Annotated in this window: 19 protein-coding genes and 3 pseudogenes; 5 read left to right on the plus strand and 17 right to left on the minus strand. The window is 32.7% G+C overall.

Annotated features, from left to right (window positions below; genetic code table 11):
• Positions 1–327 precede the first annotated feature (327 nt).
• A complete protein-coding gene (locus ABW636_RS22070; RefSeq protein ID WP_367592269.1) occupies positions 328–1,425 on the plus strand; it encodes a succinylglutamate desuccinylase/aspartoacylase family protein in 1,098 nt (365 codons plus the stop codon).
• A gap of 7 nt (positions 1,426–1,432) precedes the next feature.
• Here the strand turns inward: ABW636_RS22070 and ABW636_RS22075 are convergent, their stop codons facing one another.
• From ABW636_RS22075 to ABW636_RS22095, 5 genes are all read right to left on the minus strand, one after another.
• Entirely contained in the window at positions 1,433–2,782 is a 1,350-nt protein-coding gene (locus ABW636_RS22075; RefSeq protein WP_367592270.1) for a DUF3526 domain-containing protein, read from the minus strand.
• Positions 2,779–4,230, minus strand: coding sequence for a DUF3526 domain-containing protein (locus ABW636_RS22080; RefSeq protein ID WP_367592271.1), 1,452 nt, complete (start codon positions 4,228–4,230; stop codon positions 2,779–2,781). The genes ABW636_RS22075 and ABW636_RS22080 overlap by 4 nt, the downstream gene beginning before the upstream one ends.
• A gap of 3 nt (positions 4,231–4,233) precedes the next feature.
• Positions 4,234–6,732: a TonB-dependent receptor domain-containing protein gene (locus ABW636_RS22085; RefSeq protein WP_367592272.1), complete on the minus strand. Its 2,499-nt coding sequence runs from the start codon at positions 6,730–6,732 to the stop codon at positions 4,234–4,236.
• A gap of 20 nt (positions 6,733–6,752) precedes the next feature.
• The gene (locus ABW636_RS22090) at positions 6,753–7,448 is read right to left on the minus strand and encodes an ABC transporter ATP-binding protein (RefSeq protein ID WP_367592273.1); all 696 of its coding nucleotides are present in this window, start codon (positions 7,446–7,448) and stop codon (positions 6,753–6,755) included.
• 247 nt (positions 7,449–7,695) lie between these two features.
• Positions 7,696–8,001, minus strand: a complete 306-nt coding sequence (locus ABW636_RS22095) for a hypothetical protein (protein ID WP_367592274.1) — start codon at positions 7,999–8,001, stop codon at positions 7,696–7,698.
• A 101-nt stretch (positions 8,002–8,102) separates the two neighbouring features.
• Between ABW636_RS22095 and ABW636_RS22100 the strand changes: the two genes are divergently transcribed.
• Genes ABW636_RS22100 through ABW636_RS22110 form a run of 3 tightly spaced genes read left to right on the plus strand, consistent with a single transcriptional unit; the run spans position 8,103 to position 10,373 of the window.
• A complete protein-coding gene (locus tag ABW636_RS22100) occupies positions 8,103–8,735 on the plus strand; it encodes an ABC transporter ATP-binding protein (RefSeq protein ID WP_367592275.1) in 633 nt (210 codons plus the stop codon).
• Positions 8,736–8,776: 41 nt separating this feature from the next.
• Positions 8,777–9,934 carry an ABC transporter permease gene (locus tag ABW636_RS22105; protein WP_367592276.1) on the plus strand — a complete coding sequence of 386 codons (1,158 nt, stop codon included), beginning with the start codon at positions 8,777–8,779 and terminating at the stop codon, positions 9,932–9,934.
• A complete protein-coding gene (locus ABW636_RS22110) occupies positions 9,927–10,373 on the plus strand; it encodes a hypothetical protein (RefSeq protein WP_367592277.1) in 447 nt (148 codons plus the stop codon). The genes ABW636_RS22105 and ABW636_RS22110 overlap by 8 nt, the downstream gene beginning before the upstream one ends.
• A gap of 94 nt (positions 10,374–10,467) precedes the next feature.
• Here ABW636_RS22110 and ABW636_RS22115 read toward each other — a convergent pair whose 3' ends face one another.
• The 11 genes and pseudogenes from ABW636_RS22115 to ABW636_RS22165 all read right to left on the minus strand — a co-directional run.
• Complete coding sequence (locus ABW636_RS22115; RefSeq protein WP_367592278.1) at positions 10,468–11,289, minus strand: hypothetical protein; 822 nt, start codon at positions 11,287–11,289, stop codon at positions 10,468–10,470.
• Between the two features lie 12 nt (positions 11,290–11,301).
• The gene (locus ABW636_RS22120; RefSeq protein WP_367592279.1) at positions 11,302–12,321 is read right to left on the minus strand and encodes a DUF5829 family protein; all 1,020 of its coding nucleotides are present in this window, start codon (positions 12,319–12,321) and stop codon (positions 11,302–11,304) included.
• Between the two features lie 17 nt (positions 12,322–12,338).
• The gene (locus tag ABW636_RS22125) at positions 12,339–12,920 is read right to left on the minus strand and encodes a HupE/UreJ family protein (protein WP_367592280.1); all 582 of its coding nucleotides are present in this window, start codon (positions 12,918–12,920) and stop codon (positions 12,339–12,341) included.
• 3 nt (positions 12,921–12,923) lie between these two features.
• Entirely contained in the window at positions 12,924–13,451 is a 528-nt protein-coding gene (locus tag ABW636_RS22130) for a DUF6702 family protein (protein ID WP_367592281.1), read from the minus strand.
• A 20-nt stretch (positions 13,452–13,471) separates the two neighbouring features.
• Positions 13,472–13,777 (minus strand): cation transporter, encoded by a 306-nt coding sequence (locus ABW636_RS22135; RefSeq protein WP_367592282.1) that lies wholly within the window; start codon positions 13,775–13,777, stop codon positions 13,472–13,474.
• Positions 13,778–14,244: 467 nt separating this feature from the next.
• Positions 14,245–14,550, minus strand: a complete 306-nt coding sequence (locus ABW636_RS22140; RefSeq protein WP_367592283.1) for a hypothetical protein — start codon at positions 14,548–14,550, stop codon at positions 14,245–14,247.
• A gap of 61 nt (positions 14,551–14,611) precedes the next feature.
• Positions 14,612–15,526, minus strand: coding sequence for a bifunctional metallophosphatase/5'-nucleotidase (locus tag ABW636_RS22145; RefSeq protein ID WP_367592284.1), 915 nt, complete (start codon positions 15,524–15,526; stop codon positions 14,612–14,614).
• Entirely contained in the window at positions 15,523–16,212 is a 690-nt protein-coding gene (locus ABW636_RS22150) for a 5'-nucleotidase C-terminal domain-containing protein (RefSeq protein ID WP_367592285.1), read from the minus strand. Before ABW636_RS22150 ends, ABW636_RS22145 begins: the two co-directional genes overlap by 4 nt.
• A gap of 87 nt (positions 16,213–16,299) precedes the next feature.
• A complete protein-coding gene (locus tag ABW636_RS22155; protein WP_367592286.1) occupies positions 16,300–17,220 on the minus strand; it encodes a GTP-binding protein in 921 nt (306 codons plus the stop codon).
• 328 nt (positions 17,221–17,548) lie between these two features.
• Entirely contained in the window at positions 17,549–18,772 is a 1,224-nt protein-coding gene (locus ABW636_RS22160) for a GTP-binding protein (protein WP_367592287.1), read from the minus strand.
• 129 nt (positions 18,773–18,901) lie between these two features.
• Positions 18,902–19,012: pseudogene (locus tag ABW636_RS22165) on the minus strand (IS200/IS605 family transposase); the annotation flags it as partial.
• A gap of 33 nt (positions 19,013–19,045) precedes the next feature.
• Here ABW636_RS22165 and ABW636_RS22170 point away from each other — a divergent pair.
• Positions 19,046–19,560 (plus strand): annotated as a pseudogene (locus tag ABW636_RS22170) (IS256 family transposase); the annotation flags it as partial.
• A gap of 15 nt (positions 19,561–19,575) precedes the next feature.
• Here ABW636_RS22170 and ABW636_RS22175 read toward each other — a convergent pair.
• Positions 19,576–19,836, minus strand: a pseudogene (locus ABW636_RS22175) (hypothetical protein); the annotation flags it as partial.

Genomic DNA, 19,836 nt, shown 5'->3' on the forward strand with positions numbered 1-19,836 from the left:
ATTTAACCGAAGAAATCACAGAGTATCAATACTCGATAAAATAGTAGAGCGATGTGTAATGCATCAGCCTGTTACTATCAAACAAGTAAAAACCATTGCGAACTAAATGGGTAACCCTATTATTTTTTTTATCCAAATATTAATTTGGAATACATCCTAACTATATTCATAAAGCTCATTATTCTAAAAACAAAACCTACCGAGTAACCATTTTACAACTTTTATGTCTAATGCAAACTCAACCAATAAAGCAAACATTTAACTTTATGATTTAAAAACCATTGATTGTGGCTTAACGAAGCTTTTAGACTCCTAAACAAATACTAAATGTACTCTTGGGAACTTGATATTTATTTGAGTTTAACTAATTTTATTTATATGATAAAAGCAAAATTTTTTTTATACTTGATTGTGTTTCCTTTTGCCTTAGGAATTGCTCAAAAATCTTTTGTTTTCCAGAATGAATTAGTTAAACCAGGAACTAAAAGTCATTTTAAGGTTCCTGTAACAGATGATAAGAATAGTACTTTTATTCCTATTACCATTTTTCATGGCATAAAATCTGGTCAGGTTTTGGGGATAACTGCGGGAATTCATGGTTATGAATATCCTCCGATATTAGCAGCACAGCAATTGAATCAAAAAATTGACCCAAAACTATTGTCAGGCACTATAATTTTAGTTCAAGTAGCTAATGTCCCTGCTTTTTTAAATAGGAGTCCTTTTTTAAATCCTTTAGATGATAAAAATCTGAATCGTTCTTTTCCAGGCAATGCTAAAGGGTCAATTACTCAACAAATGGCACATGTCATTACTAAAGAGGTAATTACTAAGTCTGATTTTTTTATTGATATACATGCGGGAGATGCCCCCGAAGATTTACTCCCATATAATGCTTGGTATCAAAGTAAGGCTTTTCCCGAAGTCTCTAAAAAAGGGCGAGAAATGGCATTAGCCATGGGTTTTGATTATTCTATTATTTTCGATATTTCAGAAGAACGACTTAAAAAACCTAGTCTGTATTGTTCTCAAGAGGCTTTTCATCGCGGAATTCCTTCAGTAGATATTGAATGTGGAAGGCTTGGTATTCCAGACCAAATCGAAACTGACCGAATCGTAAATGGTGTATTTTCTTTATTAGCGCATTTAAGAATATTGAATTCTAACAAAGAACGTTCGTCCGCAACACCAACAATTATTGCGAAACGATTTACTGTCAAGAGTAAATCAACCGGACTTTTTTATTCTGAAAAAAAGTCCGGTGATTTTATAAAAAAAGGAGAGCTTGTGGGTTACATTACCGATTTTTTTGGCAATAAAATAGAAAAAATTAAAGCCCCACAAGGTGGAATGATATTATACATGATAGGTACTCCCCCTATTAACAAGAATGAAACGATTATGAATGTGGGTATTGTACCCTAAGTTTATATTATAATCGCTTCATCTTTGGTATTGATATTAATAGCATAATTATTGATGCGATTATTAGTGGTGCCATACTTTGCATAGGTTGTAAGTTAACCTCTACATCATAATACTCTGGTTTAAATTGATTCCAATCGATTGTATCTGCATGTTTATCTTCGAATATTTTAGGGTAGAAAAACAATCTTAATTTTTCATGAAACGCATTGGTAGCGTTCAAATAATCCATTTGTTGACTCATACTGGTCCCTGCTAATTGATTAAATAAAAGCTGCAAATGCATGTTAGGGATTATAGAAGCAATTCGTTTACTGGTTTGTTCACGTAATTTGATCTTCTTGTTGAGTGCATTTTGTTGTTTTCTCGAATCATCATCACCCATCTGCTGCATGGCGTAATACCATAGCCAATTGAATCCATCTATTGGGTATCCATATTTTTTAAATTGTGGATAGTGTTGATAAAATTTTTCTATAGTAGCTAGCTTATCAGTATCCCACTTTACGTGATATCCATCTCTTTGTGCTATAGCTGTACTTAATGCTTCTGACACCGGGTATTTGGATGATACATACGCATTAACTCCCGCCGGTAAAAGAATGATCAATACTAACCAAATTGATAAAAGTAAAGACGCATTAAAGCCGGATAGTTTCTTAAAACTAATAATAAAAAAAGTTAGAGTAAACCAGAAAAAAATATAGAGCATCGATAATCCTAACATCCAAAAAAAGTGAGTATCCAAAGGTAAGTTGAGGATTAGTTTAGCTATACCAAAAAGAAATAGTAAGATTGTGTACAACAACATCAATCGAATCAAAAGTTTAGTAATAATAAAGCCCAGTTTAGACCTTGCTTGAATTACTACTAAATTCCATGTTCCAGTTTCTGTTTCCTCTGAAACTATATTAAAAGTCATAACAATAACGAAAAGAGGAAATAGATAAATAATCACAAAAGAAAGGTCAAGATTACCAGATTGCAGATTCATTGGGTTTACCAAATCTGTATCATATTTCTGCGCCTCAAAGGTCTTTATAGTGATTTGTTTTATCGTTGGGTTTACATCTGCTTGTCCTATTGATATTCCTGCCAACGAGTTTACAGTATTGACATAAGCAAACTTTGTATAATATAACAACAGCCCTAAATCCTTATTATGAAGCGATACTTGCCGATCAAAATGTTGTTTTTGATGTGTTTTCACTTCGGCGATTGCATCTTCTTGTCTTTCGAGGTGTTTATCTCCTATGATAATTCCAATAACACCTAACAATGTAATAAGTAATAGACTTATCCAAACTTCTTTTGTTCGAATGCATTGTTGTAAAAATAGTTTATATAGTATTATCATATCGCCCTTGCTTTTTTTGAAGTGAATACTAGTAAGCCTAAAACACCAATTACCCATAATAGTATAGAAATTAATGCTGGAAAAGCTTCTTTTAACGAATTACCAAATCCCATAGGTATATGGTTAAAATCCCTAAATTCTTGCCAATGTCGGTGATTTACAACATGAGTTTTCCCTTCTGAACCACTTTCTTTTTTCGGACTGATATATTCCATTTGTAACTCATTCATGGTTTGAGCTAATTGATAACGATAGTCATCTGCTTTATTTTGAAAATCGATATAGGATGAGAAATCTGTTCCAGCCATAGTCATCGATAATTGTTTGATCGCTGTAAATGGATTGATAAAAGACGAAAACCTAGTTATATCATTTTGACTTTTAAAAATGTTCACCAACTTGGTATGGTGTTTTCTATATAAAGCAGATGTAATTTTTTCTCCTTCCCGCATCACAAAACCCGAATAATTAAAAGGTAAATCGACTACTTTACTTACCTTATGTACTGTTAAAACAGAATCTTTTAGGTTATTATAGTGAGGGTCATTAGGATTATGGCTATCCCCTTTTTGAATCACTTCTTTCTCAATCGCTGATTGAAAAGCCAGCTTACTTGGTGTAGGAAACCAGTAATTGCCCATGGCTTGAGCAGATTTTGGTAAAAGTACTACCAACAGTAACCAAATCCCCAATAATCGTAATAAGGCATTTTTTGGTGTAGTACTGCTTGTTGATACTGCTACAGTAAGACCCGCTATAATAGCTAGAAATGCTAAATACCCCAAACTGATTAGTAATAAACGTATCCAGGTAAGATTGTTTATGGTTTGATCACCAATTATTAAAAGTGCTAGACTAACTATGACTAAAATAGGTATAAAAAACAGCAAGGAAATCGCAAAAAGTCCCAATGATTTTCCAAATAGTATCTCTTTCCAACTGGCTCCTTGGGACAAAAGCATTTTTAATGTCCCATTTTGCCTATCCGCGGCAACAGTAGAAAAACCTACAAAAAACAGAATTAGTGGTAGTACTAGTTGTAATAATAACGCCAAGCTTAGCTCTCCAAATCGTAACATACCTGTAGAAAATGTGGCCTCAGAGAAGTTTACGCTATTTTGTCGATGCGCTTCCAAAAAAACCGTATTCCCAGTAAAACTTTCCAATCCGTAATCAAATATTGCCAAAGAAGGATTTATTCGAAATGCAAAAGTTCCAAAATGGGCCATACGATGTGGATGTTTATCGGGATTTGCCTCCCAACTTTGTCTGGCTTTGTTTTGATGTTCTTGCCGAATATTATTTTGAGAACTATACTTTTTTATACCGCTAACAGCGGCATAAGCCGTTAGCAGTATAAAAATTGAGAATAGTAGATAAAAAGTTTTGGGTGTTGTTGCATTTTGCCAAAAATTCAATGCAAATAACCGAACATTAGCCCATTTCATCTTTTAGAATTTATAAGTTGCATTTAATAAAATATTTCTTGGTGCACCCGGTCCTAGCCTAGAAGGGTTAAGACCACCTAACCAATACGTATCATTAAATAAGTTGTTTACTTTTAGTGTTAACTGCATATTTATGTTGTTAGGTTTGTAATATACAGCTCCATCTAATACCGTGTATTCTGGTAATAGTACCCTATCGGTACTATATGTAGGATTGTACCAGGTATATCTCTCGTCTACATATTGAGCTCCTAAACCAATTCCAATGCCTTTTAATAAAGAAATTGAATTAAAATCATATCTCCCCCAAAAATTTGCATTATGCTCTGGAGCTCCACCAATTCGTGCTCCTATAAATTCTGCAACGGCATCTTCTTCAATTGTAGCCTCTGTATAAGCATACGAAGCTGTTAATTGTAAGTTAGGTAATACATAACCTGAAATATCAGTTTCAAAACCTCTACTTCTTTGCTCTCCTCTTGTTGTTAAGTTATCTAAATCATAAGTATCTCCAAGTAAGATATTTTTTTGGGTAACATTAAAAATTGCGAGGTTGGCAAATATTTTCCCATTTAAAAACTCTCCTTTGGCACCTACTTCCATTAAGGTACTTTCTAATGGGTCAAATCTGCTTGGCGATGCTGCCCAGAAAAAACCTTCTGCTGTTGGCGATAATGATACTGTATTAGTATGTGGTTGAAATCCTTGCAGGTATGTAGCATACGCACTAATATCATTAGTTACTTCATAGGTTAAACCAAACCTAGGTACAAAAGCACTAGTCTCAAATTCTTCTTCTTCACCTTTATAATCAAAAATATCAGTAAACCACTCATATCTTAAGTTTACTAATGCTGAGAGTTTTCCAATCTTGAATTGGTTTTGAAAATAGATCCCGTTTGAAGTATTCAAATTTGCAGGAATTGTTAACTCTGAAAGGTTGTAAGCATTTGTATTTCTAGCTCCGTTAAAAGGATTTTCTAAATTAAAATGAGGAACAGCAGGCACTGGCATAGTTACACCATCTACCACCATTTGTTGAAAATTTCCTGGATCACTTGGGTCAAAATTAGCCTGGCCACCATTAATTGTTAAATATCTTCTAGCACGAAGGAATCCTGCACCAATTTTTCTTTCCCACCTCGTAGCATCATATCCAACTAATAACTTATTGGTAAGGTTACCTTTTTTGATATCGTAATTAAAATATGCGCTAAAATTATCTGTTTCCCAAAACTGTTGTCTTTTATCATATCGCATTCTTGCAAGTGTAGGAATCACATTACCATCAATATCAACTGCCGTACCATCAACTCTATGCTCGGCTAAATCCTCATCCCAAGTTTGTTTCATGAACTGAGCATTGAAACCAAAGTTTTCAGTAAACTTTTGATTGAAATTAGCCATAAATATGAGCTCTTTAGTTTTGTAGTGGTCGTTTGATGCACCAACATTCCTTGTGATAGGAGTACTATTTAAATCGAATTCACCATTAATTGCACCAAAAATTGGCTGACCTCTATCCAAATTACCTTCAGCGTTATTGTAAATCATTTCAACATTTAGGGATGTCTTTTTGTTAGGGACATAACTTAAAGAAGGAGTAATTAAAATAGCATTGTTATTTACGACATCTCTAAAAGAATCTGCTTCTTGTACTGCTGCATTAAAACGATATAATAAGGTTTTAGAATCGTTCAATGGTCCTGTGAAATCTGCTGTAGCTCTTAGGGTTCCAAAACTCCCAGTTGTTAAACTTATTGAATTTCTTTTTTCGGTCAACGGCTTTTTAGTTACCATATTTACCGTTCCCCCAGGATCTGCACTAGAAAAGGTTACAGAAGACGGTCCTTTAATAACCTCTACGCGTTCTAAATGCGAAGTAATAGGTTGTAAAAAGTAATATTGACGTGTACGCATTCCATTAAGCATTTGTCCATCATCGGCTTGAGTAATACCTCTAATATTATAATGATTATATATACCAGTAGCCGATACACCACTTACTGTTTTTACAGCATCTGGTAACTGAAATGCTTGCCGATCTTCAATAAGTTCTTTGGTTACAGTAGCCACTGCTTGTGGCAACTCTTTATTTTTGATAGCTATTTTGGTTGCAGAAAACGAATAATCACTGTTATAGTCCGTTCGGGCGCGGCCAATAACTTCTACACTTTGTAGTTGTTCGGTACCTTCTTCTAACGAAATTGTCCCGATATCGAATGTGTTACCATCACCGGTCTCAATATTATTTTTGTAAGCCTGAAATCCTAAATATCTTACTTCTAAATTATATTTACCAGAAGGAGCATTTATTTCAAATTGTCCAGTTTCATTAGAGAGTTCACCAAAAGTATTTTCTGTGTTTTTTAATGAAATGGTTGCTCCTATTATTGGATTATTTTTATTATCGACCACAGTACCTGTTATTTGTACTTGTGCCAAAGAGGTATACCCAATAAATGACAATGCAATTATGAGAATTGATTTAAAAAGTTTCATTACGTTAATTGTTTTTAAGTTTAAATTGTTTTTAGGTATAAGTTTTGTAATTCGGTAGCATTAATGCTATCGGTGCTTGTGTTATGAAGCAATTTTCCTTCTTTCATAATCCCAATTTTAGTCCCCACGTTTACAGCATTAAAAATATCGTGAGTAGCCATAAAAATGGCAGTACCATCTTGGCTTAATTCTTTACAGATTTTAGTAAATTCTATGGCTGCTTTGGGGTCCAAACCAGAAATAGGTTCGTCCATAAAAATATAATCCGCATTCTTAGACAAGGCTATAGCGATACCAACTTTTTGTCTCATCCCCTTGGAGTATGAAGACAATTTTTTATGATGTGCTGTTTCTTGAAGTCCCGCTTTGGATAGAAAAATGGATAACTCGGTATTTGCATATCGAAACCCGGCTAACCTACTGAAGAAGTTAAGATTATCAATCCCCGAAAGATTGCCATATAGCTGAACAACTTCGGGAATATATGCAATCATTTGGGTGGTTTTGTTATTATTTGGTTTCACAGGTATCCCATTAATCAAAACTTCACCACTTGTAGGCTCAATTAAGCCTAAAAACAGATTGATTGTTGTTGTTTTACCTGCGCCATTTTGACCAAGTAAACAAAAAATTTCTCCTTTATCAATTGATAAATTCAGTTGACTAAGTGCTACGTGCTTACCATATTTTTTGGTAAGATTGATGGCTTGAAGCATACTATATACTTTAAAAATGAAATTGACAATTTGTGTTTAATGTTCGGCTAGCACCGATAATAGAATAAGATATATGCAGGAATCCCCAATTAACTATATAACAACCTGTTAAAAACCACAATTACTTCTTTATTAAATTTCTTTCCCTTACTGAAAATGTAGATATTGATAATAAAGTGGTATAAAAAATCTATAAACGAATAGAAGCTCCTATTATGCAAGATTTTTAATATTAAAGGCATATCCTTTATAAAAAAGGTGGTGGTTTATTATAAACAAACGTTGGAGAAGCAATCTTTTCTTGAGGGCCTCTGTATTGGATTAAAGCAATAAATGAACTTGGGATATTTGATTGTTCTTTTTCTAAATGAGAATGATCATTATGAAATAAATCAAGTTGGTGAGAATAAACTAAAATATCGCAAAGTTCACAAGAAACAGGTTCATCGTCCTCTGATAAATGATTTAAAATATGCAGGTCTACAACCCTTGGTGCAAGGAATGCTGCAGTAAATAACAACGTGATAATATGCACTATAATACACTGAAACATAGAGTACAACCTATTTGTCTTAACGTACAAAGATAATAAAATTTTAATAATGCAACTTTGTTGCATTATTAAAATTTTATTACTTTTGGAAAAACAATTTTATGATTCGTACCCACGCTCTTCAGTTTACATATCAAGATGTAGAAGATCAAACTCTTTATTTTCCGGATATAGATTTATCTGCAAAAGAGGATTTACTGATTTTGGGAGCATCGGGAGTGGGAAAAACAACATTCATTCATCTTTTGGCAGGTCTCTTACCTCCAAAAGAAGGTGAAATTTTTATTGATTACACTTTTCTAAACAAACTTACAAGAAAGCAATTGGATTATTTTAGAGGTCAACATATAGGTTTAATTTTTCAACGTACATATTTTATTAGGTCATTAACTGTTTTAGAGAATTTAACCTTACGAGAGAAGCTCTCTAAAAAAAAGAGCGATCCTCAAAGAAAAGAGGAGCTAATCCAGCAATTAGGTCTATCGAATCTTCAAAACAAAAGGATTCATCAATTAAGTGAGGGACAACAACAACGACTTTCGATTGCTTTAGGGGTTGTTCATAGCCCAAAAGTAATACTTGCAGATGAACCTACATCAAATTTAGATGACGTGAATTGTGAAAAAGTCATTTCATTATTAAAAAAAGAAGCACGAATCTGTAAAAGTAATTTAGTGATTATAACCCATGATCAAAGGGTAAAATCACATTTTAACAATCATATAATTTTATAATCTTGTTATACCTGGCTTACAAAAATCTTATCTCTAAACCTTTGAATACTTTTTTAAGTATTTTGCTATTAATGTTAAGTATTTCCTTAGCAACTTTTGTTTTACAAATGAAAGATCAGCTTAATCAGCATTTAGAAAAAAATACAAAGCCATTTGATATGGTTATTGGTGCTAAAGGAAGTCCTCTTCAACTTATACTATCTTCAATTTTACATATAGATAATCCCACTGGTAATATATCTTTAAATGAAGCGCTAAAAATTGGAAAGAATCCCATGGTAAAAGAAATGATACCGGTTTCGTATGGAGATAACTATAAAGGATATAGGATTTTAGGCACCCCAGATAAGTATCTAAATCAATACGGGGCAACGCTAAGGGAAGGAAAATTATATAAAAAACCATTTGAAGTAGTTGTTGGAAGTTATGTTGCAGAAAAAAACAACTTACAACTGGGAAGTAGCTTTACCAGTACACATGGCCTAGCAGAAAATGGATTAGAAACCCATACTACAAAATCTTTTATGGTTACCGGAATACTAAACCCGACAGCATCCATTCTTGATCACCTTATCATCACCAATTTAAGGAGTATTTGGGAAGTACATGAACACGAGCACGAACACACTCCTCATGAAGAATATCATGAAAAAGAACAAGAAATAACCTCACTTCTAGTTAAATTCAGAAACCCGATAGGAGCTTTACAAATGTCCCGATACATAAATGAAAAAACCACCATGCAGGCTGCCCTCCCAAAGTTTGAAATTGAGCGATTAATGAAATTTCTAGGAGTCGGCTTTCAAACAATTAACAGTATCGCTATTATAATACTATTGGTAGCAGGGCTTAGCATATTTATTAATTTAATAAAAACAGTAAGAGAAAGAAAACAAGAGTTGGCTTTGTTACGTACCTATGGAGCCAATATTTTTCAGTTGATAAAACTGGTGTTTTTAGAAGCTATTTTTTTATCAATGTTAGGATTTATTTTAGGATGGTTTTTAGGTAGAATTAGCACTTGGTTTTTCTCAATTTATTCAGAAAACGCTTATGGGTATCATTTTGTATTTGGACTACCAAATAATAAAGAGTTATTCATATTGGCATTAGTGATTCTAACCACTTTCATAGCTGCAATTTTGGCCTCTACTTCATTATATAAATTAAATGTCTCTAAAATATTAGCCAATGTATAAAATGTTTTTTCTTTTTATGGTAACCATTTCGGTTCAATCTAATCTGTTTTCTCAGCATAAAATGACGTGGAATGATCTGACCGATGTGACTTTTAACAAGGTATATAGTGCTGCATATGATGATTTTTTTTTAAAGCCAACTTTTGGATCTTCTGTAAAATCGTACCGAGGTGTTTTAATTCGTGTAAAAGGTTATTTTTTAGATTTTTCGACAGATGAAGACCAATTCCATTTATTATCAAAAAACCCTATGTCCTCCTGTTTTTTTTGTGGTGGTGCTGGCCCAGAAACCATTATAGAAGTTGTTTATAAACAAAAACCAAATTTTAAAACAGATCAAATAGTAGAGGTTACAGGAATCCTTGAACTTAATACAGACGACGTAGATCACTGTAATTATATTATTAAGGAAGCTACCGGTAAGTTAATCAATAAATAACAACGAAACTACAAGAATTGCAGTAAAACCTTAGATTTAATTGATAAAAAAAAGCCTGTGTATAAAAACCACAGGCTTTTTCTAAGCACCTTATTTATTCTTTTAATAGTACTTTGCGATTCACTTTATTGAACGGACCTGGAATCAATTCTCCTGCCTCATCCAACAATTCCAGTTGTATAGTAATTTCTCCCATAGGGAGTCCTTTGATAACCTGCGGAGCCCATTCGGTAATGATAAATTCTTCTCCATTAATTGTAGCACGAACTTTATGGCCCTTTTTAGAAAGTTGGGTATTAAGTACAAAGAAATCTAATAAAATTTGTTCTGTATCCTTTCCAGAATATTCTCCTTTAGGTCTACTATAAATTAATGTTGGTGTATCCATGGCAAGATTAAAAGTATCTTTGGGATCTTCGCCAACTACCAACTTACGTACTACAACAGAATTTTCATTCTTTACAGATTCATGATAAGAACGACTTAAAAAAGCCACCAAATGATGTACCCCTTCTGGAACCTCTTTTTTAAACTCTGGCTCATAGTGAGCAGAGTAAGGTTGGTTATTTACTATAAAATGAATATGCTGCCCTTTACCAGAGTTTGCTAACTTTTGTGTATTTTCTCCTTTTGTTTGAGCCCCAAGTTCGTAATTCTCTACTTTGAAAGAAAAACCTTTTTCTCCAGACTTTCCCACAACTATTTCTTCTGGAGTGTCTAAAACAAGTGCAGCATCAGAATAGGCAGGAGAGCCTTCTAATTTTTCCAATGTAATTTTTGGTTTAGTAACTTCTTGGACAGTTTCAACATCGTTATTATTTGTAGCATCAGGAGCTTTTTTCTCCTGCTTACATGAATTTATGACAAGGCATAATAAAAATACTTTTAGGTAGAGATGTTTTGCGTAAAATTTCATTTTTTTAAATTTTCAAGGGTTATTATTATATAGGTTTTTAAGATTCCAAATAGATTTATTACCTTGATTGGTAATGATTAGATTTCCTAACCGGGTAATGCTATAGTCTGCATTATTAAGTTCACAGATAATCTTGGTTATTCTACTATATGCAACAATATCAGAAGGTTCTATATGCAATATCACATCCCCTCCTTTAATCATAAGTATATTGCCTTTTCTCTGTAAAAGTTCACATTGTAAATGTTTTAGTTCTTGAACAATACGAAGGTAATCATCCAATGTACAGGTTGCATAAATTTCTTTGACTCCATTAAATAGTTTTTTCTTTTTATAATTAGGTTCCAGAAATGCTTCTCGTGAATAAGAGGTATAATGTTTTCCGTACAGGCTATCTAAAAAAGATGGATTATAAAAAGCATACCAGGTATGTAAAGATGTTCCTGGGCTCGGTGTATAAAATGCCTTAAACCATGTGTACTTATAATCTCTTAAAGGCATTTGTACCGTCTGAACAGCCTGAAGCAACGAACTCTTTGATGGTTTTAGTTTAGGCTTTAATCCTAAATGAAAGTGTTCCTCCTTATTTTTTAGGGAGAATCCAATACCACTTTTCCCTACCGATTCATTATACGTGTTTTTAGGACCTAAAATTTCGATATAATGTCGATGCCCCCTTAAATAACAAGTAGAGGCATGCATATTTACAGCGGCAAAATCTGGTAATCCACGATCAAAAGAAGCATATGTGTTTTTCCATCGATTGTCATTAACTAATCTTGAATAGGTAACACTATCTACAACTACATACAAATGATCCAATAAAACTTTGGATTTATCCTTATTAAAAGCTTCATCGATCTTTTCCCTATCAATACTATAATAAGATTCGCTTTGTGTTTTTTGCTTTTGGCATGACATTAGAAACACACCAAACAAAGTAACATAACTTAGTCTAAAAAATGTTCCCAAAAAACGATTTTCTATATAAGTAATTTCTTTCTTCCAACCGAACAGAAAATTAATATCCATCTAAAGATTTTTTCACATTAACCATTTACAGCATTTATAAAGATCGTAGTCGCAATGCCAAAACCCGCTCCTGAAACAAATAAATTCCATTTGAAATGCTCTCCACTAATTATTCTAGTATATAACCATAAAGAGATCATAAAAAGCAATACTATAAACAATTGCCCGACTTCTATACCCATATTAAATGCAAACAAAGGCATAATAATACTATCTTCAAATAGCATGAATTTAAAATTACTGGCAAATGCTAATCCATGAATCAATCCAAAAATCAATGCAATTGCATATTTCACCTTGTTACCAGAAAACCTACCTTTATTATCATAGTAAATAATATTTGCCAATGCTGTTATCATTATAGTAAAAGGAATCAACGTATCTATTAATTTTGAATTGGCAGGAATTATATCCAAGGCACTTAGTATCAGGGTTCCGCTATGTCCTATAGTAAAGGCGGTAATAATGACTAGTATTTGTTTCCATTGTGTTAATTTGAAAGCTGCGCATAATGTCATTACAAACAACAGATGGTCATAGGCATTTATATCTACTATATGCTCCCACCCGTTAATAAAAAAAGAACTTAAATTATTCATGTTTTATAGATTAAAGGTTATAGAATAGTCATCGAATGTAGTTTGGTAATTCTCTCTAACAAAAGGCTCCATTCTTACTGTAATTCTGTTTGATTGTAAAAAACCAAATTCCTCAAAAAAAAGCTTGTTTTTTATACAGATTTGATCCCCTTTTTTAATCTTCAAGTCACTTTCTGAAAATTTAATACAAAACACATTGTACTCTGCAAGAATCTCAGATTCCAGATATTTTAGAGAATATATCTTATTGTTAATTGTTATTGTATAATACTTTTTGAAATAATCTTCTATACCTTTCTTATCTTCGGTAGAGAGGTTTGATATATTGATGTTTTTGGCTAAGGTACTATTTATACTGTCCTCAAAATCATCAATAAAGACTCTGCACTCCATTCTAATACTATTGGTTTTAGAATTGTATTCTATAAGAGATGCTGTTAGCTTAATTGGATGTGCACTTTTAAGAGATGTAGACAAAAGTAGTACTCCAAACAGCATCAATATTTTATAAGTTTTTATTTTCGGTTTCATTTTTAATGTGTTTTAATTAATTATTTGCAGGGGATTTTCTTTGCTATTTTTTTTACGGTTGTCTCAAGTATCTTTGGCGTTACTTTTTCTGGAGTATAAACAACCGATAATTTTTTAGAACTTAAATCTAAAATAGATTGTTGTACCCCGTTTTCATTTTGAAGTCCTTCCTCTATTATCTTTTGACATTTTTTACAACCTGCTTTAGGAACATGAATCACAAAGATCTCATCCCCTGGATCTTGTCTCAAAACCCTTTCTTCTTTTTCTATGCGATTGCATGAAATTATTACCAATAGAATGGTAATTATGGTTGTCTTATTCATAATTTCTATTCTTTTCTTTATTATATTTTTGTTGAATTGTGTCTTACCCAGTGATAAATTTCGAGAATAGTCCTAATCAGCATTTCTAAAAAAAAATGTTCGTAATATCGTTCTCACATTCGAGTATCCTGTTTCATATCATAATTTGACAATATCTTCATGAGCTTAACAAATCAAATCGTGTATATATTCATCCTTTTTGCTACAAAACTTACAACTGTTTAGCGCTAAAAATCGATTAATCTAATTTTTGATAATTACTTTAAAAAATCACTTATCATCATTTTAAAGGCTCCCCAAAGACATCGGAAAACTTTTCTTTAAAGTGTTTAATAATTATATCGTCAGAATTGCTGAAAAGAAATTTCCATACCACAATATCACACAGTGGTTTTTATCTATTGATATTATAAAATACTATCTAATATTCGGATCTATTTAACCTAGAAAGAAAAAATAAGGGTACGCTAAAGTATAGGAGGAGGTTTATTATATATAATTTCGGGTTGAGTGATAGAATAATAAGGTGTCTTATATCGAAGATCAACCTTAATCACCTGAAAAACAAAACTCTGATGTGTTTTTTCTTCGATAAACGGACCATCTAACAGCGGTGTAAATTGGTTTGATGTAATTATTATCTCACATAATTCACAATGTGTTAGATCATCATCAGAAAAATGAGAATAAGAATGTAGATCAGCGATTCTTATAAACAGAAAAGCTAAAAGAAAAAATAATGAGATATTTTTGGTCTTTTTGTTTACCCTCATAGGGCTAAATATAGTAATAAATTAAAAAACCTATTTTCTGAACGTTTTCGATAGCTTTAAATTATATCAGAATGCTCGTGCCTTTTGATGTTTTATTATCGTTTTTATCAAAATAGAAATCTACTCTTCCCAAATTAACTCCATAAGCACCGACTTGATTAACCAACATATTTTTACCTTCTATATTTTTTACAATAGTTGGTTTAGGTAAAAAAGTATGGGTATGCCCCCCAATTATTAAATCTATGTTTTTGGTAGCCTTTGCTAAATTTAAATCTGATATTTTATCAGGCTCATTTTTATAATAATACCCCAAATGTGACAAACAAATAATCAAATCACATTTTTGCTCGTTTTTCAACTCATGGGTTATATCTTGAGCAATTTCAACTGGGTTTAAATACTTTGTTTCTTTATACATTCTTTTATCTACCAGCCCTTCTAGCTCGATTCCCAAACCAAATATTCCTATTTTTATTCCGCCTCTATTCATGATTTTATAAGGTCTTATATGGGTATCTAAAACGGTGTTGTTAAAATTATAATTAGCAGAAACAAAATCAAATTTTGCATTTGGTAGTTGTTTGTATAAACCTTCTATAGAATTATCAAAATCATGATTCCCGATGGTAGCTACATCATATTTAAGCATACTCATTAACTTAAATTCTAAAGCACCTTCAAAATAATTGAAGTAGGGTGTTCCTTGAAAAATATCACCAGCATCTAGCAACAAAGTATTTTTATTTTCCTTTCTTATTTTCTCTATCAAGGTAGCCCGTTTGGCAACTCCTCCTTTATTTGCATATCTATTGTGATTTGCTTGAAAAGGTTCTATATGACTATGTGTATCGTTGGTATGTAAGATCGTAATGTGACATTGCTGTTTACCAATAAACGAGGGTGCTATTAGTCCACTGGTCAGGGCTAAAGTTGATGCCCCTCCTAACTGTTTAATAAAGCTCCTTCTTTTCATGACTTAATGATTACTCGATTATCAATACTTGCTTGTAACGTATCTACTTTTTTAAAATAATCAATAATGGCATCTCTTATTTTATAATCTAATTTTGTTAGCCTTTCTGGGTTTTTAAAGAAATTCATTTTACTTCCTCCATTTTGTAAATAATCAGAAGTTAGTACAGTATAGCGTTTATTTTTATCAAACTCCAGTCCTTTAATTTTCAAATCATAACCATTCTTATCAATTATTAACTTAACATCTTTTGATAAAGGATGTGCTCTTTCACTTTTAATAAAATAATCTACCAATTCTATTATTTTCTCTCCAGTAATTTCTACTACCACCAATTCATTTTCAAACGGCATCAATTGAAAAGCGTGTTCTTTTGTTACCTTTCCTTTTGATATCGTGGCACGTATTCCTCCATGATTTAACATTGCAAAATCAATAGGTTTCTTGGTTTGATTTTTGAAAATAGGATTTGCAATTTCAAAACAAATATCTACCATCAAATTTCCTAAGGAACTTTGCTTATTTCCATCATTTTTGAGTAAATCTTTTGGCGTATAGGTTAGCACTTGTTGCATTTCGGCAATCAATTCTTCTTTATAAGGAGTAATCATGCTATCTATTGCTTCCGAAGGTTTAATCGAATTGTCTATAGTCATTGTTTCTGCAGTTATTTTGGTAAGCTGCATATCGGTTTTCTTACAAGAAACGAATACAAGAAAAAGACATATAAAGAAGAATGGTTTCATTTTTATTTGAAATTAATAGTTGAAAAATTAAATTGAGTTGGTTTCCTTTATACTTAATTTAATTGCTTTTTCTAGTACCCAAGGATTAGACCCAGGTCCTATAGTCAAAAGTTTGGTTCCGGTAATTGGTATTCCATTAAATGGTCGAATATGAACGTCTCCATCGGGTTTACGCTCAAAGTATGTATAATTTTCTTCTTGCCCAATTTTGGTACAACCTTTTACTCTAAGGATACTGTCTGGTAATGCCTCACAAATATCATGAATGTTTTTTATACTAGATAGGTGTGGTAGATCTACAGAACAAGAAGCCCAATGTGATTTTTGATGGTCGAATTTTTGAGCAGAATTATTGGATGGTAATAGTTCTGGAAGCTGTAAAATATCCAAATCCTCTATGGCCACTATTCTAGCCATGGGGTTAAGTTTTTTTAGTTCATCAACAACCAATACTTTTCTTCTTTCATCTTCTTTTTCAAGATGCGTGAGCATTATAAGTGAGGAAACTTGAATTTGAGTTGCTTCAAGTTCGTTATGTTGTCCTCGTTTTTGCCAGTTTTTAACATCAACAACAGATATTTGTATCGGAGGTAAAAACCGATCATCTAGTCCAACTCCCAAAAATTCCATTAACGAGCATGCATCAGAGGTTCCGTTAGCTTCAACCAAAGTGATTCCATTCTTACGCTCTGGAATTCTATTCACTATATTTCTGAGTTCAACAATACCACTACAACAAATACAGCTTCCACTCAATGCTTTAATACGGTTTAATTCTATTTGTTGTGTAAGTTGTTGGGCATCCATATTTGCATTTTCATAATCATTCAGAATAACGAAAGGATTCCAACCTTTAGCGTTAAAGTTATTTATCAAATATCTAAGTAATGTAGTTTTTCCAGCACCTAAAAATCCAACAATAGTTATGATCGCTTCCTTATTTTTCATTGATACATTTTTCAGTAATAAAATTTTGGGTCTAGTAAGTACCAGATTAACTATATTTTTAAACTTCAGCTTCGTTGAGTTTATTCATCTTCTCTATTATTTCCTCTTGAATAGCTACTACAGCTGGTTTAAGAATGTTATCTGTATCAAAGGATCATTTACTTTTTAGGTTGTTCAAATCTTTGGACTGTCCTTCTGGATGTTCAACACTTAAAAATAACGTTTTTTCGTCAGTAGAAAACCATGGTTCGGTAAACTCTGTATCTCCTTGAGTAAAAGTAATACAGATTACTTTACCTTATCTGGGAAAAACAAATAAACTGTTATTTTATTTCAATGCATACACTCTTTCGACGGGCCATTCATCATTATAGCCTTCTTCCCATTTTTGACCCACTAATTCTTTATCATTTAGTAAACAAGCATTGAGTTCTTCAATAATTTGTTTTTCATCCATATATCGACCTATAAACACTATTTCATTTTTTCGATCACCAAAGGTTTTGTCCCAACTTTTTTCAATTGTTTCTTGATTTTCGATAAATGGTAAATATTCGATTCGTTTTTCGAAAGGCATACTACTCCACCAAACTCCTGCACTGTCTGCTTTCAAAGAACCACCTGCTTGCCCCCAAACCAATGCTTGTTCTGGTCTCGAAGCAACCCAAAATAAACCTTTGCTTCGAATAACACTATTCGGAAATTTTTGTTGTACATATTTCCAAAAACGATTAGGGTCAAAAGGTTTTTTTGATCTATATACAAAAGAAGATATTCCATATTCTTCTGTTTCTGGAGTATGTTTGTCCTTATTGAGTTCTTCTATCCAACCAGCACTTTGCTCTGCTTCCTCAAAATCGAAAAGTCTTGTATTAAGGATTTCTTTGGGTTCTATTTTACTATAGCTTGATTCTATAATGCGAGCGGTAGGGTTCAATTTATGGATGGATGCTTTCAATATACCTAGGTGTTCTTTTGATACCAAATCTGTTTTGTTCAGCACAATGATGTTAGCAAATTCGATTTGATCGGTCAATAAATTGACAATAGTTCTGTAATCACCTTCTATGTTCGTTAGTTTTCTATCTATCAAGGTTTCTGGACTTCCAAAATCTTTAAAAAAATTAAAGGCATCTACTACAGTCACCATGGTATCAATGTAGCTAAAACGAGAAAGATCAATCCCATTTTCTTCATCTACAAAACTGAAGGTTTGTGCTACCGGAACAGGCTCACTTATCCCAGTACTCTCAATAAGCAAGTAATCAAATCGATTCTCTTTGGCCAAACGTTCTACTTCGATCATCAAGTCTTCTCTTAGCGTACAACAGATACATCCATTACTCATTTCGACCAACTTCTCTTCAGTACGTGAAAGTGTGTTTTCATTTTTCACAAGCTTGGCATCTACGTTCACCTCGCTCATATCGTTTACGATAACAGCAACTTTTAATCCTTCTTTATTGTGTAAAATGTGGTTGAGTAATGTTGTTTTTCCGGCTCCTAGGAAACCACTTAAAACAGTAACTGGTAATTTCTTTGTGATGCTCATTTGTATGCTTGCTAGATGTTGACAATATATTTGATTACAAATTTAACAAGAAAAAACACAAAAGCAACAATGTTGCATTTAAAGAATTACAGCAACAGTAAATAATCCTCGGGGCAAGCCCACTAGGCATTAAAATAATTTTAGTTGATAATCTTCTTCAATCCCTTGATTTTTGACATATTTTGCTATCTTTTGTTCTGTACCTTGTTGACCAACTGTATTTACAAAATAACCTTTACCCCAAAATTTACCTTGTCAATCCAACAACTCCCCAATGATTACTCTAAAAAGAAAGTACGCACCTCTTTAGGAGAGTCTGAAATAGCCGTTCCAAGAGATCGAGATGCTTTCTTTAACCCTATGATTGTCCCCAAGCGTAAGAATATGGTGGATAGTATAGAGCAAGTGATCATATCACTGTATACTAAAGGGATGAACAACAATGATATTGAAGAACAGATGCGGGAGGTGTATAATTTTGAGATCTCTACCTCTACCATATCCCGTATTACAGATAAAATCACTAATGACATTGTAGCTTGGCAAAACCGGCCCTTAGACCCCGTATATTTGACTGTCTGGATGGATAGGGCTGTCTTCAAGGTTAGGAAGAACTCCAAAGTGATCAATAAAACCATTTATATTGCTGTAGGCTTAGAAGAGATGGTAAAAAAGAAGTCTTAGGACTTTGGTTAGGCAAAAATGAATCCGCTGTTTTTTGGATGAGTGCACTTACAGATATGAAAACCAGAGGTGTAGAAGACCTTTTAATTCTGACTAACGTCAATTTTATTTATTGAAAATCAAGAATTTTTAAATTCAAGATCTTCTGGTTTGATATCAAATTTATCGATTTGCTTTTTAATTCTTTTGACGAGTCCAAGCTTTCTTTTCTGATCTAGGTATAGATATACTTCTGGATTTAGATACTGTTTAGTCTTCACAATCATATTCCAGATGATTATAGCAAGTTTTCTAGCTGTTGCTGTAATAGCAGAGACTCTTCCTTTTCTAAAATTTATTCTATGGAAAAAATCTCTAAGAGGAGTACTGTCTTTTAAATT

The sequence above is a fragment of the Aquimarina discodermiae genome, assembly GCF_040786235.1.
Taxonomy (GTDB): Bacteria; Bacteroidota; Bacteroidia; order Flavobacteriales; family Flavobacteriaceae; genus Aquimarina.

Bases quoted from the DNA above. Each gene is read 5' to 3' on its own strand.
- ABW636_RS22070 (WP_367592269.1), top strand. From the start codon at position 328: ATGTACTCTTGGGAACTTGATATTTATTTGAGTTTAACTAATTTTATT.
- ABW636_RS22075 (WP_367592270.1), bottom strand. From the start codon at position 2,782: ATGATAATACTATATAAACTATTTTTACAACAATGCATTCGAACAAAA.
- ABW636_RS22080 (WP_367592271.1), bottom strand. From the start codon at position 4,230: ATGAAATGGGCTAATGTTCGGTTATTTGCATTGAATTTTTGGCAAAAT.
- ABW636_RS22085 (WP_367592272.1), bottom strand. From the start codon at position 6,732: ATGAAACTTTTTAAATCAATTCTCATAATTGCATTGTCATTTATTGGG.
- ABW636_RS22090 (WP_367592273.1), bottom strand. From the start codon at position 7,448: ATGCTTCAAGCCATCAATCTTACCAAAAAATATGGTAAGCACGTAGCA.
- ABW636_RS22095 (WP_367592274.1), bottom strand. From the start codon at position 8,001: ATGTTTCAGTGTATTATAGTGCATATTATCACGTTGTTATTTACTGCA.
- ABW636_RS22100 (WP_367592275.1), top strand. From the start codon at position 8,103: ATGATTCGTACCCACGCTCTTCAGTTTACATATCAAGATGTAGAAGAT.
- ABW636_RS22110 (WP_367592277.1), top strand. From the start codon at position 9,927: ATGTATAAAATGTTTTTTCTTTTTATGGTAACCATTTCGGTTCAATCT.
- ABW636_RS22115 (WP_367592278.1), bottom strand. From the start codon at position 11,289: ATGAAATTTTACGCAAAACATCTCTACCTAAAAGTATTTTTATTATGC.
- ABW636_RS22120 (WP_367592279.1), bottom strand. From the start codon at position 12,321: ATGGATATTAATTTTCTGTTCGGTTGGAAGAAAGAAATTACTTATATA.
- ABW636_RS22125 (WP_367592280.1), bottom strand. From the start codon at position 12,920: ATGAATAATTTAAGTTCTTTTTTTATTAACGGGTGGGAGCATATAGTA.
- ABW636_RS22130 (WP_367592281.1), bottom strand. From the start codon at position 13,451: ATGAAACCGAAAATAAAAACTTATAAAATATTGATGCTGTTTGGAGTA.
- ABW636_RS22135 (WP_367592282.1), bottom strand. From the start codon at position 13,777: ATGAATAAGACAACCATAATTACCATTCTATTGGTAATAATTTCATGC.
- ABW636_RS22140 (WP_367592283.1), bottom strand. From the start codon at position 14,550: ATGAGGGTAAACAAAAAGACCAAAAATATCTCATTATTTTTTCTTTTA.
- ABW636_RS22145 (WP_367592284.1), bottom strand. From the start codon at position 15,526: ATGAAAAGAAGGAGCTTTATTAAACAGTTAGGAGGGGCATCAACTTTA.
- ABW636_RS22150 (WP_367592285.1), bottom strand. From the start codon at position 16,212: ATGCAGCTTACCAAAATAACTGCAGAAACAATGACTATAGACAATTCG.
- ABW636_RS22155 (WP_367592286.1), bottom strand. From the start codon at position 17,220: ATGAAAAATAAGGAAGCGATCATAACTATTGTTGGATTTTTAGGTGCT.
- ABW636_RS22160 (WP_367592287.1), bottom strand. From the start codon at position 18,772: ATGAGCATCACAAAGAAATTACCAGTTACTGTTTTAAGTGGTTTCCTA.